This is a genomic window from Flavobacterium luteum (assembly GCF_008806775.1).
Lineage (GTDB): Bacteria > Bacteroidota > Bacteroidia > Flavobacteriales > Flavobacteriaceae > Flavobacterium > Flavobacterium luteum.
This window is the reverse complement of sequence record NZ_WAEM01000010.1, coordinates 1-16,491: the sequence shown is the minus strand read 5'-3', so window position 1 is coordinate 16,491 and position 16,491 is coordinate 1. Positions and strand designations below refer to the sequence as shown.

Here is a 16,491-nt window from a genome sequence, read left to right as displayed (position 1 = left end):
CATGAATAAAAAAATACTTTTTTTCATAAGTGTATGTACTCTTGTGATGATTTCTTGTAACAATAAAAAATTAACGGAAGTTGTTGAAGTTCCACTTCCATCAGCCGAAGAGAAAATAACTGTTGGTAATCCTGATGATGTCAAAGCAGATAAAGGCACATTCGAAATGATTAAGTTACCTTACTCCTATGAAGCATTAGCACCAAATATCGATGCTTTAACGATGGAAATGCATTATTCAAAACACTATCTCACATATACCAATAATCTGAATAAAGCTATTGCTGGAAGCGAATCAGAAAATTTAACTATCGAGGAAATTCTAAAAAAATTAGACACTAGCAATGATGATCTAAGAAATAATGCTGGTGGGTATTACAACCATACTCTTTTTTGGGAAAGCATGGCGCCTAAATCGGAATCACAACCTAAAGATACTTTGGCATTAGCAATTACAAGAGATTTCGGATCTTTTGAAGTTTTTAAATCACAATTTAAAGATACCGCCACAAAACAATTTGGATCAGGATGGGTCTGGTTGATTACCGATAAAACAGGAAAATTACAAATCACTAGCTCACAAAATCAAGACAATCCATTAATGCCAAATGCCGAAATTAAGGGAACACCAATTTTAGCATTAGATGTTTGGGAACATGCCTATTATTTGGGATATCAATACAAACGAAAAAAATACATCGATGCTTTTTTTAATGTCATTAATTGGAAAAAAATTGGTGAACGATATGAGGAAGCTATAAAATGATTTATAAAAAAACGCTACAAATTCTGCAGCGTTTTTTTATGACATTAAGAAAAGAATAAACTTTAATTTATTTCGCTATTCTATTTTCTAATATTTTCTTAAACGAACGTCCTCTAATTTCTTCTAAAGTCAAGCCAGTAGCCAAGACTTCTTCCTCAGTAATTGCTCCACTATTTAAAGCTCTCAGAAAATAATTCAATAATCCTTGTCCGGTAGCGGCATCGTCAAAAACATCTCCAATTAGGGTCGCACGAGCTGCTTTTTCTACGAAAGTTTTTAAACGATCTACTGCATCATCATAACTTTCTAAAAAGAACGCATAAACAGCAGCATAACGCATAGGAAACTGCGCAGGATTCAAATCCCAACCTTGATAATAGCCGTTCCATAATGAATGACGAATGTGATCGTATCCTTTTTTCCAAGCTCTATGCACCACTTGACGGTTTTCTTCTTCTTGTGCAGGAGTTAAGTCGCCACGATGCGGTCCGATTGGCATGGTATTCGTTGCTCCATCACTTAACCAAATTCCAGTATGTGCTAACGCAACTTTTGTAACATGATGAGCGAAATCGCAAACAGGATGATCCATTTCTTGATATTTAGCCGTAATACTGCAACTTGCCGTATAATCATAAGTCCCAAAATGCATAGCAATGCAACGCCCTTGAGCCGCTTTTATAAAACGATATAATGGATTGGTTCCGTTTATGTCCATAATGGCTTGAGTAGTTTCTACCATCATTTCCATTTTTAGCACTCCTTTTACTAAGCCTAATTCATCTTCTAAAATTGTAAAAAAATTAGCTAACGTTTCTGGTTGTTCAGGAATAGTCACTTTAGGTAACATGACCACAAAATTATCAGGTAACTTTCCACCCGTTGCTGTCACCAAAGTGCTGATAAAAATATCTAAAGTTCGTAAACCTCTTTCTTTCATCTCTTCGGTAAACGGTTTAATCCTAATTCCTATAAATGGAGAAAGTGTTTCTTCTTTCATTCCTTTAGCAACTTCAATCGCTGTAGAAACTGCTGTTGCATCTTCTTCTTCATTGCTTCTGTTCCCATAGCCGTCTTCAAAATCAATTCGGAAATCTTCAATGGCTTCCGATTTTAGTTTAGCTACCACTTTGTCATATATGCGTTTGCTGAAATCATTACCACCAGTTAATCCGAAAGCTTTACCAAATACTTCATGATTAGGCGCATAGGCTTCTAATATTTCTAATGCTCTATTTCCTAAAAGAATTGGCGCATCTGATTTAAAAAGGTTAGCACCGCCATACAATGTATGTACAGGTTGGCGTTCGCTTCTATCTCCTGGATATATTTCGTTAAAAGTGGTATTGGCTTGACTTAAACTTTGGAACAATTGTTCTTTTTTGGTTAAAGGAATTGTCATATTAATTACAAATTATTAATTATCAATTACGAATTTATTTTGTCTATTATCTCTTATTTATCTGTCTATAATCTTTCTTTAACTTCCTCGATAGGTATTGAAACCAAAAGGATTTATTAACAAGGGAACATGGTAATGGGTTTCATCAAAAGTGCTGAATTGTATCTCAACTTCTGGATAAAAGGTTTTTAGATTTTGATTGGCATAATACGAACCCGTATCAAAAACCATTTTATAAGTATCTGGTTTTAAAGTTCTTTCTTGCGGTAATAAATCTGGAATTCTACCATCGGCATTTGTAATTCCTTGCGAAATGGTTTGCCAACTATTATTTATTTTTGACTGTAGCCTTATTGAAATGTTTTTCCCTGGTAAACCAACAGCTGTATCTAAAACGTGAGTGGTAATTTGGCTTACTTTCAAGAAACTGAAATTACCATCGGTTAATAATTTTTTGAATCGAATAATGGAAATCTTTTGTTGTTCGCCCATGGCAATGTGTAACTCTTCTTGAGCAGTATTTTTTAGCCTATCTAAAAGAATTTGCAACATTTCGTTTGCCGATTTTCCGGTAGCACAAATAATGAAAATAAAACCAAATTTATTTTCATAATCGGTATTGGCTTTCGCCAAAGCTTCGATAGTTTCAGTCGTTGCAACTGCAACTCCAGCTTGTTCTTTACCTGCAAATTTTTCGGTTAAACTTTTTACATCACCAATTTTTGGATGGTGTGTAAATGATTCTCTCCAATCTGTTTCTCCGCATTCGTCATACCAAATTTTTGCTGATAGATCTACTAAGACTTTTTCTGAAGTAAAAGGAAAATGAGTCATCATGCTTGAAACCCATTTGGTCGAACCACAACAATCCATCAAATGTTTGGCTGCAATTGAAGTCTCTAAAGTATTAAATTGTGATAATGTCATAACTATTTATTTGAGGCTTGCGCCTTGTTCAATCCAGCAACGAAGAATATTTCTTTCTTCATCAGTAATATTTGTTTTATTGTTCTGAGGCATCGTTTTGGTAATAACCACACGTTGCATAATTAAATCTTTCTTTTTCACTATATCTTCTGGAGTGTCATACATTACTCCATTTGGAGCAACTTTATAGACTTCATCTGTTGGTGAAGAAGAATGGCATTGCACACATCGCTTTTGGATAATCTCTTGCACTTCAACAATGCTTACTTCTTTTTTGCATTCATAAGGATTAGTACTTGGAGCTGAAATAAAAGTAGCTGCTAAAAGAATCAAAATGGATACTGGCAATATCCAAACATTGAGTTGCTTTTTCTCTTTGAGATTTAAATAGTGCTTTACTCCTGCTGCTCCTAATGAAATAATTACCAAGATGAGCCAAGGATATTCATATCCAAATGTAGATGGAAAGTGATTACTTACCATAACAAACAATACAGGTAAAGTAAAATAATTATTGTGTAAGGAACGGGCTAATGCGTTTTTACCAAGAGTAGGATCTAAAGGCAATCCCATTTTTGCTGCATGTACCATAGCTTTTTGCGCTGGAATAATGACAAAGAAAACATTAGCAACCATTAAACTGCCAATCATAGCACCAAAATGAATATAGGCTGCTCTCGAACTAAAAACTTGACAATAAAACCAAGCAAAACCTATTAAAATTAAAAACCCTATTACTGAAAAAACCAATTGATTTTTTATTAATCTGGATTTGCACATGAAATCATAAATTATCCACGATACTACGAATGATCCAATACCAATTGAAATGGCTTGAGTCGCAGAAATATCTAATACATTTTTATCAATAACTAAAGCAGATGCATTAAAATAATAAACAACAAACAACAAACAAAAACCAGAAAGCCATGTAAAATAAGCTTCGTACTTAAACCAATGCAAATGTTTTGGAATAGTTTTAGGAGCTATTTTGTATTTTTCTAAATAATAAAATCCACCACCATGAACTGCCCAAAGATTTCCAGCCAATTCTTCTCTTACATCTTCGGTTCTATTTAATGCATTTTCAAGAAATACAAAATAAAAAGAGGCTCCAATCCAAGCGATACCAAAAGTAATATGCATTAATCGAATGACAATGTTGAGCCATTCCATCATGTGGCTTTCTAGAGGTGTGCCTTGTACTACTATATAGGTGTTTACAAGAATTCCAATTACAGCTAAAAGAATACCCGTATAGATATAGTTTTGACTCGTTACTTTTATTTCTGAAGTCTCCTCTGAATTTTCTTCAGACTTACCAATTTTAAATTTAGGCATTTTATAGGAAACATATCCCAGCGTAATTAATACACCAAAATAAACTACATATAAAACAACTAGTATAAATGTACTTATAATCACTATTTACTTATTTTACCAAAGATTCGTAATCGGCTAATTCCGCCATCGGGAAAAATGTTTAATCGTATGTGTGTAATGGCTTTTGATGGATTGATTTGAGATACAAACTCGTGAATAGTATCAGCACTTAGTTTTTGTTGTGGCAATAGTATTTCCCATTTTGCAGTATTTTCAACATCATCAGTTTCTGAAACACAAGCTTCAATAGAACAACTGTCAGGGTAATTCCCTTTGAAATGACAAGTATCTACAACAATTTTATCTACAGTTCCTTTATGTGCCAGTTTTACAATAACCCAATCTCTATTGTTTGGAGTTCGGTTTCTTTTGGTTTCCCAACCATCACCCATATTTGCTCCGCGATTTGGCATGATTAAATTACTCATGTCGCTAAAGAACATATCATTACATGCAATGGCTTGCCCACCATTTATTGCAGCAGCTAAATCAATCTCCTGATTGGCAGCAACGGCATCCCAGTTTTTAAATACTTCTCCATATACTCTTAAACGAGCCACACCGCCATCTGGGTATATATGTAAACGTAAATGCGTATAAATTTCAGTACTATTACATTCGAAGAAATTCTGAGAACCTGCATCTAAATGTGATTTTGGTAAAATTTCCTTCCATTCTAAATTTTCCCAATTGGTAATCCCGTCAGCATTAGTAATGTTTATAGCTTCAATAGATGCGTGTGGTGGATGATTGCCTAAAAAGAAATTAGTATCAATATCAAAACCTGTAATTTTTCCAGAGGTTGCCAACTGAATAATTGCCCAATCGTGTCCAGGAGTTCTTTTACGTCGGCTTTCCCAACCATCCATCCATTTTCCTCTATCGGTATATTTATCTGTAATAAAAACACCGCGAGTTGGTGCAATTAAGTTTTCTTTTTCAGCAAAAAAATCATCAGTAGCAAACAACACTTTACCGCCTAATCGCTCGGCAGATAAGTCGGTAAGTTGAGTAAATGCTGGTGATTCTTTAATTATTTCTGTTACTTTTGCAAAAGCCATATTCCTTTATTTTTATTCGTAATTGATTTATTTTTATAAACAGTTCCCCCGTTTACTATCGTTTCTAAAACACGACCACTTAATGATTGTGAAATGTAAGGACTTATTTTATGTTTAAATAAGATATCTGATTCATTTATAACTGAAGATTCTTCAGGATTCCAAATCACAAAATCAGCATCTTTTCCAGCAGCAATTGTTCCTTTTAAATTTGCTTTTATAAAACGTGCCGGTTTTGAAGTAACAAGCGGAATAAATTGTTCCAATGTCATTGTATCTTTCATTGCTGTCCATGAACCACTCAACAAAAACTGAATTCCTGCTATGCCTCCCCAGGCTTTTTTTAAATTGCCAGTTTCGATTTCTTTAATTGATGGTGGTGCTGGTGAATGATCGGTGGTTATAAAATCTAAAACACCAGTAACAAAAGCTTCTTTCAATTGCTCATTATTTGCTTTTTCTCTTATAGGTGGTGCACATTTGTATATTGTATTTCCGTTTGGAATCTCTTCAGCATTAAAGTAAATATATTGTGTACAGGTTTCAGCAGTAATAGGCAAACCTTCTTTTTTGGCCGCTTCAATATTAGATAATGCTTCTGCAGATGCTACATGAACAATATGAACTGGGCAATTGTGTTTGCGAGACATTCTAATCATTAAATCTATGGCTTCATTTTCCCATTTTTTTGGTCTGCCGGCTAAATAGTGTTGGTAGCTAGTTGGATGATTTTCAAAGTCAGAATCAACTTCTTTATCATATAATTCGCAGTGTGCTAATAATGGGATATTGTATTTAGCAATTATTGGCATCGCTTCATCTAAATCATTTTCGGTAACATTTGGAAATTCATCAATTCCAGAATGTGTTAAAAAACATTTAATTCCTAATATTCCTGATTGCAATAGCGATTCTAAATGTGGAATATTTCCTGGGATTAGTCCAGCATAAAAACCAACATTAACATTCATTTTTCCTACTGAAGCATCCAATTTTTGTTGAAACGCTTGTAAAGTTGTAGTTACAGGACTTGCATTCAAAGGCATATCAATTATTGTGGTGGTTCCTCCAGCTGCTGCTGCTTGAGTGGCAGTTTCAAAACCTTCCCATTCTGTTCGTCCTGGCTCGTTAATATGCACATGAACATCGATAACTCCGGGCATAATTACAGCATTACCAAAATCTTCAGTATCATTTAATTTTTTAAAATCAATAGCGGTAATACTACTGTTTATAAAACTTACAGTAGCTGGTTGCAGTTTTTTTTCTATCCAAACCCTATTGCTATATATTTTTCTTACTTGCACTTTTTATTATCAATTTTATTCTTATTTATACTAAGACAAATGTATCTTTAATTATACTAAAATCCCAATAATTGTTTGCGGTATTATTAAAAATCAGCACCTAATTGATTATTTAATTGCGATTTTTAACACTTATTATCTGAGCAGCTACACTAATGGCAATTTCATAAGCCGTTTCACTTTTAATATCAACACCAATTGGAGCATATACTTTTGCAAGTCTATCTTTATCAAAATTATCAGCCATCATATTTGCAAACAAAGTAGCTATCTTTTCTTTACTACCCAACATTCCTATGTATTTGAAATTCTTATTGATTAACCGCCTCAAAATAATATCATCTGTTCTATAACCAAATGACATAATGACTACATATATAGAGTCGCCGTCAGGAATGTATTTTTCTATCTGTTCAAAATCGATGGTTTCTCGAAAATGAGCGAATCGATTGGCATTCATTGTATTCAAATTATCTCTATGATCTAGAACATGAATTTCGAAATTTAGTTTAGCTAATACTCCACTTAACGCTAGCCCAACATGCCCTCCTCCTATTATGTATACTTTTTGAACCAATTGAGTTGATTCTTTAAAAAAATATTCTGCATTTTCTACTTCGTTAATTTCAATATTTTTATTTGTGTAAAAAATAAAATCGTTATTTTGATTTAAAATTTTTTCAATTACTAAAAGAAAAGCTTTACCACAATCATAAAAAGCAATGGTTTGTTGCCCTGAACATATCATTCCTGATTGATCTTTTATGGCTGATTTATCATGAATTTGTTTTTTTACAAAAGGATCAAAAACAGGTTTTTCCAGCAGCCTTTGAGCGTACTCAACCAATTTATGTTCCATTATTCCTCCTCCTATTGTTCCGAACATTTGACTTTTAGTTACAAACATTTTGAACCCTCTTCTTCCCGGACTACTACCTTCATTGTCAATTACTACCATTAAAATTACTCTTTCTTCATGAAGCAATTGTTCTTTTAGTTTGGCATAAAAATCTAAAACCATAATTCAAGTTCTGTTTTGTTTATAATAAACTTGAAAATAAATTAGGCTTTTTTATACAAGTCCATTAATACTTTTTCAGGAGTATAAGGTGCATTTACAGCCAAATCAACATTAGGATTAAATGCTTTAACAGCATTTCTAATGGCAAAATAAGCTCCTAAACCATACATTAAAGGTGGTTCTCCAACAGCTTTAGATTTATTAATCGCTAATTCGTGACCCGCAGTATCTAAATGTTTTATGTTTATTTGCTTTGGCACCGAATAAATATCTGGAACTTTATAAGTTGATAAAGCATTAGAAACCAATCGTCCTTGATCATTATATATAATCTCTTCTAGTGTCATCCACCCAATTCCTTGGACTAATCCTCCTTCTATTTGTCCATTATCAATAGTCGCATTCATGCTTTTACCAAAATCGTGAACGATATTTACACTATCAAAATTATAAACTCCTTTCAAACAATCTAGAGTAACTTCTATAATCGCAGTTCCGTATACATGATATGCAAAAGGGTGTCCTTTCTCTTTTGTTTTATCATAATGAATGGTTGGTGTTGCATAGTGTGAATTCTCACTCAATGCGACTCTTTGCGTAAATGCTTTAGTAACTAATTGATGCCATGTTACCTCTGTTTTTAAATCATTTGCATAAATAACTTCATCATTTATTGCGATTGTTGCATTTTCGAAATCTTGATTTGCGACCGCTTTTAATCGGTCTAAAAGTGCATTACATGCCATTTGTAACGCTTTTCCGTTTAAATCGGCACCAGCACTAGCGGCAGTTGGAGAGGTGTTTGCTACTCTTAAAGTATTTGTAGACTCTATTCGAACACTAGAAGGCTTAATTCCAAAAGTTTCAGTAGCAATTTGAAGCAATTTGGTATTCACTCCTTGCCCCATTTCAACAGCGCCTGTACTTACCACAACGCTTCCGTCATGATATATGTGTACTAAAGCACGAGCATGATTCATCATGGTGTTTGTAAATGATATTCCGAAACAAATAGGCTGTACAGCAAGACCTTTTTTAAATCTTGAATTAGTAGCATTAAATGTTTCAACTCTTTCTTTTTGAAGATTATATTGAAAGCTATTCATACACTCATCCCAAGTATGATGTGCTTCGGTTTGTTGTAAAATTTGACCGTATGATAATTCATTACCATCTACAACTAAGTTTGCTTTTTGAATCACTGCAGGATTAATTCCGAGTGATTCTGCAGCTTTTACAATTGCAGCTTCAATAACGAATTTACCTTGTGGTCCACCAAAACCACGAAAGGCTGTGTTTGGAGGTAAATTAGTTTTACAGCTGTAGGCTTTTGCTAAAACATTTGGAATATAGTATGCATTTGTTGAATGAAATAAAGTACGTTCCATTACTGCTGGAGATAAATCAGCGGCAGCCCCAGCATTTTGATAATGAGTTACTTCGTAAGCTATGATTTTTAAATCTTTAGTTAAACCAATTTTAAAATCGGCGGAATAAGGATGCCTTTTTCCTGTCATTCGCATGTCATCCATACGATGCATAGCCATTTTTACTGGTTTATGTAACAGTTGAGAAGCTAATGCAACCATTACCGCCCAAGGAGTAGCTTGATCTTCCTTTCCTCCAAATCCTCCACCCAAACGAACGGTATCAATTTCTATTTTATGCATAGGAATCCCAAGTACTCTAGCCACCATTCTTTGAACAGCAGTTGGTCCTTGAGTTGAGGAAGAAATAATAATACTTCCGTCTTCTTTAGGTCTAGCATAAGCGCCTTGAGTTTCTATATAAAGATGCTCTTGTCCGTTTACCTCCGTTTTTCCTTCAAAAACATAATCGCATGTAGACCAAACTTCTGAAGTATTTCCAAGCGTAAAGGATCTTGGCGGCATAATTAGTTTATTTTTTGCTTGCGCTTCTCTTGCATCTGTAATAATGGGTAATTCCTCATAAACAACTTTGATGAGCTTTGCAGCTTGACGACAATGATGCTCGGATTTTCCTATAATTAAAGCGATTACTTGACCTCTAAAATGAACTTCACCATCAGCAAAAAGAGGTTCGTCTGGAATAATTCCACCTATTTGATTTTCTCCAGGAATATCCTTAGCAGTAAGAATGGTTTCTATTCCATGAGCATTCAGTGCAGATTCTAAATTGATACTTACTATTTTTGCATGAGCCACAGTAGCATCAAACGGCAAGGCATATAATGTGCCCTGTAATTCTTGAATATCATCCAAATAAATGGATTTTCCTTTAACGTGATTGTGAGCGTCTATATTAATCATATCAAATCCTCCATTTTAATTGTTTCTGGAAAAAGTGTTATAAAATGAGAAAAAAACAACTGTCTTGCCAACAATCGTTTGTAATCACTTGTTCCTCTTGCATCGCTAATGGGTGCTAACTCTGTTTGTAAAATTTGTTCAGCCTGTAAAATGCTACTTGGTTCCATTTTTTTATGGATCAAAAAAGCACTTGTTTTTTCTAAATATTTAGGTATTGGACCAACACCTCCTATAGAAAAATCAGCGTCGGTAATATTCTCACCATTTGTTTCAATTGTACAAGCTGTGTTTACACTAGCAATATCGAGATATTGGCGCTTGCATACTTTTTCAAAATTAAATTGACTATTCGTTGAAGGTAATTCAAATGAAATTTCAGAAATAATTTCATCATTCGATTTATCAAGAGTTTTGTACCCTAAATAAAAATCTTTAAGAGGCAACTTTCTATTTTCATTTGCTTTATTGGTTAAAGTTATAGTCGCTTTCATTGCCAATAATATAATGGTAAAATCACCAATGGGAGATGCATTTGCTAAATTACCCGCTATAGTTCCTATGTTTCTAATTGGTGTTGAAGAAACTAGTTTTAGATAATTATACCAATTAGGAATAGCTTCTAATAAAATGGAATTGGTTATTAAATCAGAAACAGTCACTTCGGATTTTATCACGCATCTTTTACCTTCAAAAGTGATTCCATTTAAATGTTTTTTATCAAAAAGGTAATTCAAATTCATGTCATGCAATTCATCATGCTTTTGAACATACAAATCGGTACCGCCACCTATTGGGACACCTTCATTTGAAGTATAATCTGACTTTAAAACTGCTAATCGTTCTTCAATTTTTGAAAAATAACTAGGAATAAAATTATTGTTTATTAACCAGTCTAAAGGTTGGCTGTGATCTTTTTCTAGCAACTTTTCAGTCAATATTGCAGAAGCTCTTTCAATAGATTTGTATCCTGTACAACGACAAATATTTCCATCTATAGCACTTACTGCACTTTCTAAACTAGGTTCTACAGTAGTTAAAGCATAACCGCACATGGAGTTTATAAATCCAGGAGTACAAAAACCGCACTGCGTTCCTGAGCAATCTACCATTGCTTGTTGTGCTTGGTTTAATCTATCGGTTAAGTTGAGACCTTCTACAGTTACTACATGTTTCCCATTTACATTAGGTAATGGTGTTAAACATGAGGTCGCACTCATGTAATCCAACTTACCATTTTGCATACCACCTATTAATATAGTACATGCTCCACAGTCGCCTTCACGACAACCAATTTTTGTACCTCGTAAATTCTCATCGTAACGAATAAAATCAAGTAATGTAGTACTTGCGAGATTATCGGTTTGAATAAGCCGATTATTTAAAATGAATTCAATCATATATTAAGGTATCAATATTCAATTTTTGCGATACTTGTTGACCAAATTTTGAAGGCTTCTAGCGCTTCATCACGCATTATCTGTTCGGTTTGTAGTTTTCTATTTAGATAAGGCAGTTCTAATTCTTCGTAAATAAACTGGTCATCAAAATTAATATCAGCAGCATCTTTTTTAGTATTTGCAAAGTACATTTTGTCAGGTCTTGCCCAATAAATAGCACCAAGACACATAGGGCAAGGCTCGCAACTCGTATAGATTTCACATCCATCAAGTTGAAATGTTCCTAATGCTGCACAAGCATTTCTAATAGCAACCACTTCGGCATGAGCAGTTGGGTCATTCGTAGAAGTTACTCCATTTGCACCACGAGCAATTATTTTACCATCTTTAACAATTACTGCTCCAAAAGGACCACCTTTGCCAGAAGTTACATTTTCTATAGAAAGCCGAATAGCTTCCTGCATAAATTCATTTTGTTTTATTGAGCGCATTTCTGTATTTTTTTGTAAATATATATGAAAATATTGGTATTGTATCTTTTTTAATTAATAAATGAATGATTTTGTTATGAATTCTGTTTATCATTTTAGCTTAGATGATTTTTGATTAAAAATAATAAACTAAGATTTTAATTTCGATAAATTTAAAGCTCTTTTGATGATAAAAAAAAAGATTTAGAGTCCATTTAATCCTTAAACCAAAACTAATTTTTTTATTCTTGTGTAATTTTATTTTAAAAAATAATTTATTTTTGTAATCTTTTACATATAAAATATACATATTTTAGCACTTTATCTGTTATTTTTGTATTTAATCGATTATTTTTTTGGTAGATATTAATTTTAAAAGTAGATTTGAAGTGTCAAAAAGTGTTAAATAAAACTTTAAACATTATAGCAATTAAAATAGTTTATTATTTAATATTCTGATAAATATTTAAAATGATAAATATAATGCAAAAAGAATATGTTAAAAAGGTTAAAAAATAACATTTGAACTGATTTTATTGTAATTCGTAGAAAAAATTATTAAAAAATCATTTTTGTGAGTAATTTGGTCAAAAATTAACTTAAGGAATCTTCTGAATTATTGAAAATATTATTAAACATAAGAATTAAAATATTAATATTATGAAAACAAATGTCCCAAAGCAATTTATTAATTACCCGAGCACCTTTATGTTGTTTGAAAAACCAGCTGTTTTATTTATGAAAAGACTACTTCTATTGCTAATAATTCTTTTTTTTAATGTTACGATTTCAGGTCAAACTAGAAAAATTGATATTGAAGCTCCAAAAATCATGGAGGTTAAGACTTATATTTCTACTTTAAAAAATAATAATTTAACATCTAGAAAAAGCAAACCTGAAAAAACTAATTTGGAAAAATTATTATATGATGTTCAGCCATCCATTTATTTCAACAATGGCGTGATAAAAACGTATGGAGAAAACCCAAAAAACTTCTTTGTGGAATTTCAAAACTTAAATAAAATAAGCAATTCAAATTTATTAAAAAACAATATTGAAATTGTAACTATCAAAATCAATAGCAATAGTGAATTAAATTCTGCTATTGATTTGTCTGTTTTTTCAAGTTTTAAGAAATTAAAATACGTTTACATTTCTTCTAATGTAGCTGTTAATGAATCTACAATATCTAAAATGATTCGTAACTATAATGAAAAATATACTGTATTCTATACTATTGAAAATGGCGACAATAGTCAATAATTATTGATAAATTAAATTATTATGAAAAAAATATACTTCAAATCGATAACCAACAAACTTCAGTACCTAATTGTAATAATTGTTTTCTTATTAGGGACAACCATTACTACAAATGCTCAAGTTGCAGTTCCTTTTAAGCAGAGGACGTCTCAGTTTTCTACTGGTAAGACAATTTATAATGTAAAAGGTGATTTTACGATGTTAGGAAACACCAACTTAACGCCTCAAAACTATAATATTACTCAAAACAACAATGGTCAAAATATGCAATATGTTGACATAGATAATGATTCAAACACATGGAATTCATCATCTTCAACTTTAGCATTTTCTAATGAAAATGGTGCGATACCAAGTTGTTCTAATATTATTTATGCAGGTCTATATTGGACAGGGAAATCATCACCAAATAATACATTTACAGCAACAAAGCAAATTCCTAATGGCACACAAACCATTAATAATAATTTGACAGTAAATCATAATGATAATATTACCAATACTAATTATGCTTTGTCTGTTACTAGAAACAATCCAAGTAGTTCAAACAGAAACCCTATTTATACTTTTACTGGCAATGGTAATACTTATGTCTTTAATTTTTATAATAGTAGTGCTACCAATAGAGTTACTGTAAGAGTAAATAATGGGGCAGAAACAAATGTGATTGTTACCGTAAATGGATCTAATACTGAAGCAACTTTAACAACTCCATACACTATTACTGATGGAACAGTCACTATAAAAATCAACAAATTAATAAGAAGTGCTGCAACTAATTTAAGTACTACTGACACTCAAAACACATCATCCGCTTTAGTAAATGTTTCAGGATTAGTTCCTGCATTAACTACTTTGACCAAAAATTATGATAAAAGAGTCATTTCATTAAAGGGGCCAAATTCTTCTACCTACACTCAGTTTACAGCTAATCCTACTGACATCTATTATCCAACAGGAACAACTAATGATGCTATTTTCTCTGCATACAAAGAAATTACTACCTATGTAAAACAAAATGGTATAGGTGAATATTTTGCAGCAGATATTGCTCTTTTAGAAGGAAATCCTGGAGGAACTGGTTATTCTGGGGGATGGGGTATAATTGTAGTATATGAAAATGCTAAAATGAAATACCGTGATGTAACTATTTTTGATGGTTATGCCTATGTACAAGCAGGTAATGCTTCAGGGTTTGATTTAGATGTCGCTGGATTTAATACAGTACAAACTGGTGATGTTGGAGTAAAATTAGGATTAATGGCAAGTGAAGGTGACGTTTCTTTTACAGGCGATTATTTTCAAATTCAAAAAAAGAGCGATGCTAGTTTTTTAAGTTTAAATCACTCTGGAAACTCTGCTACCAATTTCTTTAACTCTTCTATAAATACTGGTGGTGCTTTTAGAAATCCAAATTTGCAAAACAATACAGGTATTGATATCAGTATGTTTAATGTTCCAAATAGTGGAAATACAGTTATTGGTAATAGTCAAACTGCTACCAAATTTAAATATGGAACTGCAGTTACCAATGGTGACACTTATTCCATATTTGCAATTGCGATGGCTGTAGATGCTTATATACCAGAAGTGGAAGGAGTATTGACTGCTACATCAATTAATAATGTTCCCACAGCTTCTCAACCATTTTCTTCATTACCAGGGCAAGAAATAGCTTTAAATGTAGACGTAAAAAACTTAGGTACAGAAGCAATTGATAATTACAAAATAATTGTACCTATTCCTTATAATGCAACTTATGTAGCTGGAAGTGCAGTAGGAACGATTCTATTTTCACCCCTACCAACACCAAATAGTATTTCTTTTGACCCTACTTTAGGAGCAACAGGTTCTATTGTTTGGGATTTTGGCAAGTTACCTTACCCAGCAAATCCTAACACACTTTTGGCAAAATTAAGTTTCAAAATAAAAGCAACTCTTGATTGTCAAATTTTAAGCAATGCAAGCTGTGGAACTACCATCTTTGTTGAAGGAACAGCTTCAGGTATAGGTGCAACAACTCGTATCTCTTTTACTGGAACTAAATTAATACAAGGGTATACTTCAAATGGTGCTTGTCTTGGACAACCAATTGCGCAAGCATTGTCGGTAGGAATTAACGGAGCAAGTTATGTTGCTTCAAACTGTCAAAATGCACCATTGGTAAGAAACTTTTCGTATTGCAATGGAACTAATCTGGTAACACCATCAGCTATAGCTTCTAACTTCCCTGTTGGATCTCTTTTTTATGATACTTATCCAGTAACCATGTCGTCTATTCAATATACAGAAACTAATCCTTTTCCTTTAATAGATGGATCGACAGTAAATTATTATGCAATTCCTCCCGGAAATAGTGAATGTCGTTTTCCATTTACAATCTCAAAATGTAAAAAGATTGTAGCTAATGATGATACTTTTAGTGGTGTAAATGGCTTAACTGGAAATTTAAATTTAGGTAATATATTTAATAACAACGGAAATGGTCCTGATACTTTAAATGGAAATCAAACAAGTACAAGTCAAGTTACTTTAACGATTCTTAATCCTGCTAATCCTATCAATGGAGGTCTAGTTCCTTTTGTTAATCCTTCTAATGGACAAATAACTGTTCCTTCTGGAACTCCATCTGGAAATTATACTATTACTTACAAAATATGTGAAAATGGTACTTTGTCAAATTGTGATACAGCTATCGTTTATATAACTGTAATTTGTCCATCGGTTCCAGAACCAACATTAGCTTGCTACGAAACAGTAACATTCAACACAAATACTTGTTCTTGGGATATTACAGGAACTAAACCTGTAGAACCAACTACTGCATTAGCGTGTTATGAAACTAGAGCTTTTGATACTGCAACTTGTGCTTGGGTAACTTCAGGAACTAAACCTGTAGAACCAACTACTGAATTAGCGTGTTATGAAACTAGAGCTTTTGATACTGCAACTTGTGCTTGGGTAACTTCAGGAACTCAACCTGTAGAACCAACTACTGCATTAGCGTGTTATGAAACTAGAGCTTTTGATACTGTAACTTGTGCTTGGGTAACTTCAGGAACTCAACCTGTAGAACCAACTACTGAATTAGCGTGTTATGAAACTAGAGCTTTTGATACTGTAACTTGTGCTTGGGTAACATCAGGAACTCAACCTGTAGAACCAACTACTGCATTAGCGTGTTATGAAACTAGAGCTTTTGA

The 16,491-nt window shown here is 32.9% G+C and carries 12 protein-coding genes; 3 read left to right on the top strand and 9 right to left on the bottom strand.

All coding sequences use genetic code 11. The features are described 5' to 3' along the window. The first annotated feature begins 1 nt into the window (after position 1). On the top strand, positions 2 to 766 hold the full coding sequence (locus F6464_RS13360; protein ID WP_151108454.1) for a superoxide dismutase: 765 nt from the start codon (positions 2 to 4) through the stop codon (positions 764 to 766). A gap of 67 nt (positions 767 to 833) precedes the next feature. Here the strand turns inward: F6464_RS13360 and F6464_RS13355 are convergent, their stop codons facing one another. The 9 genes from F6464_RS13355 to F6464_RS13315 all read right to left on the bottom strand — a co-directional run bounded on the left by F6464_RS13355 (position 834) and on the right by F6464_RS13315 (position 12,046). Further along, positions 834 to 2,168, bottom strand: a complete 1,335-nt coding sequence (locus tag F6464_RS13355) for a DUF6986 family protein (RefSeq protein WP_151108453.1) — start codon at positions 2,166 to 2,168, stop codon at positions 834 to 836. A gap of 78 nt (positions 2,169 to 2,246) precedes the next feature. Further along, positions 2,247 to 3,095, bottom strand: a complete 849-nt coding sequence (uraD, locus tag F6464_RS14695; protein ID WP_225318092.1) for a 2-oxo-4-hydroxy-4-carboxy-5-ureidoimidazoline decarboxylase — start codon at positions 3,093 to 3,095, stop codon at positions 2,247 to 2,249. A 6-nt stretch (positions 3,096 to 3,101) separates the two neighbouring features. Next, positions 3,102 to 4,436, bottom strand: a complete 1,335-nt coding sequence (locus F6464_RS13345) for a urate hydroxylase PuuD (protein WP_151108452.1) — start codon at positions 4,434 to 4,436, stop codon at positions 3,102 to 3,104. 83 nt (positions 4,437 to 4,519) lie between these two features. Next, complete coding sequence (alc, locus tag F6464_RS13340) at positions 4,520 to 5,539, bottom strand: allantoicase (RefSeq protein WP_151108451.1); 1,020 nt, start codon at positions 5,537 to 5,539, stop codon at positions 4,520 to 4,522. Continuing rightward, complete coding sequence (gene allB / locus F6464_RS13335) at positions 5,521 to 6,846, bottom strand: allantoinase AllB (protein ID WP_151108450.1); 1,326 nt, start codon at positions 6,844 to 6,846, stop codon at positions 5,521 to 5,523. Before allB ends, alc begins: the two co-directional genes overlap by 19 nt. A 112-nt stretch (positions 6,847 to 6,958) precedes the next feature. Further along, entirely contained in the window at positions 6,959 to 7,867 is a 909-nt protein-coding gene (locus F6464_RS13330) for an XdhC family protein (RefSeq protein WP_151108449.1), read from the bottom strand. A gap of 41 nt (positions 7,868 to 7,908) precedes the next feature. Continuing rightward, positions 7,909 to 10,158, bottom strand: coding sequence for a xanthine dehydrogenase molybdopterin binding subunit (locus tag F6464_RS13325; RefSeq protein WP_151108448.1), 2,250 nt, complete (start codon positions 10,156 to 10,158; stop codon positions 7,909 to 7,911). After that, positions 10,155 to 11,555 (bottom strand): FAD binding domain-containing protein, encoded by a 1,401-nt coding sequence (locus tag F6464_RS13320; RefSeq protein WP_151108447.1) that lies wholly within the window; start codon positions 11,553 to 11,555, stop codon positions 10,155 to 10,157. The genes F6464_RS13325 and F6464_RS13320 overlap by 4 nt, the downstream gene beginning before the upstream one ends. 11 nt (positions 11,556 to 11,566) lie before the next feature. Beyond that, on the bottom strand, positions 11,567 to 12,046 hold the full coding sequence (locus F6464_RS13315; protein WP_225318091.1) for a nucleoside deaminase: 480 nt from the start codon (positions 12,044 to 12,046) through the stop codon (positions 11,567 to 11,569). Between the two features lie 639 nt (positions 12,047 to 12,685). Between F6464_RS13315 and F6464_RS13310 the strand changes: the two genes are divergently transcribed. Together F6464_RS13310 and F6464_RS13305 are read left to right on the top strand one after the other, a co-directional pair. After that, positions 12,686 to 13,288 (top strand): hypothetical protein, encoded by a 603-nt coding sequence (locus tag F6464_RS13310; RefSeq protein WP_151108446.1) that lies wholly within the window; start codon positions 12,686 to 12,688, stop codon positions 13,286 to 13,288. Between the two features lie 21 nt (positions 13,289 to 13,309). Beyond that, the coding region (locus F6464_RS13305) for a hypothetical protein (RefSeq protein WP_151108445.1) at positions 13,310 to 16,491 on the top strand (3,182 nt) is incomplete at its 3' end.

Bases quoted from the DNA above. Each gene is read 5' to 3' on its own strand.
- F6464_RS13360 (WP_151108454.1), top strand. From the start codon at position 2: ATGAATAAAAAAATACTTTTTTTCATAAGTGTATGTACTCTTGTGATG.
- alc (WP_151108451.1), bottom strand. From the start codon at position 5,539: ATGGCTTTTGCAAAAGTAACAGAAATAATTAAAGAATCACCAGCATTT.
- F6464_RS13310 (WP_151108446.1), top strand. From the start codon at position 12,686: ATGAAAACAAATGTCCCAAAGCAATTTATTAATTACCCGAGCACCTTT.
- F6464_RS13345 (WP_151108452.1), bottom strand. From the start codon at position 4,436: ATGCCTAAATTTAAAATTGGTAAGTCTGAAGAAAATTCAGAGGAGACT.
- F6464_RS13325 (WP_151108448.1), bottom strand. From the start codon at position 10,158: ATGATTAATATAGACGCTCACAATCACGTTAAAGGAAAATCCATTTAT.
- F6464_RS13355 (WP_151108453.1), bottom strand. From the start codon at position 2,168: ATGACAATTCCTTTAACCAAAAAAGAACAATTGTTCCAAAGTTTAAGT.
- uraD (WP_225318092.1), bottom strand. From the start codon at position 3,095: ATGACATTATCACAATTTAATACTTTAGAGACTTCAATTGCAGCCAAA.
- F6464_RS13315 (WP_225318091.1), bottom strand. From the start codon at position 12,046: ATGCGCTCAATAAAACAAAATGAATTTATGCAGGAAGCTATTCGGCTT.
- F6464_RS13320 (WP_151108447.1), bottom strand. From the start codon at position 11,555: ATGATTGAATTCATTTTAAATAATCGGCTTATTCAAACCGATAATCTC.
- F6464_RS13330 (WP_151108449.1), bottom strand. From the start codon at position 7,867: ATGGTTTTAGATTTTTATGCCAAACTAAAAGAACAATTGCTTCATGAA.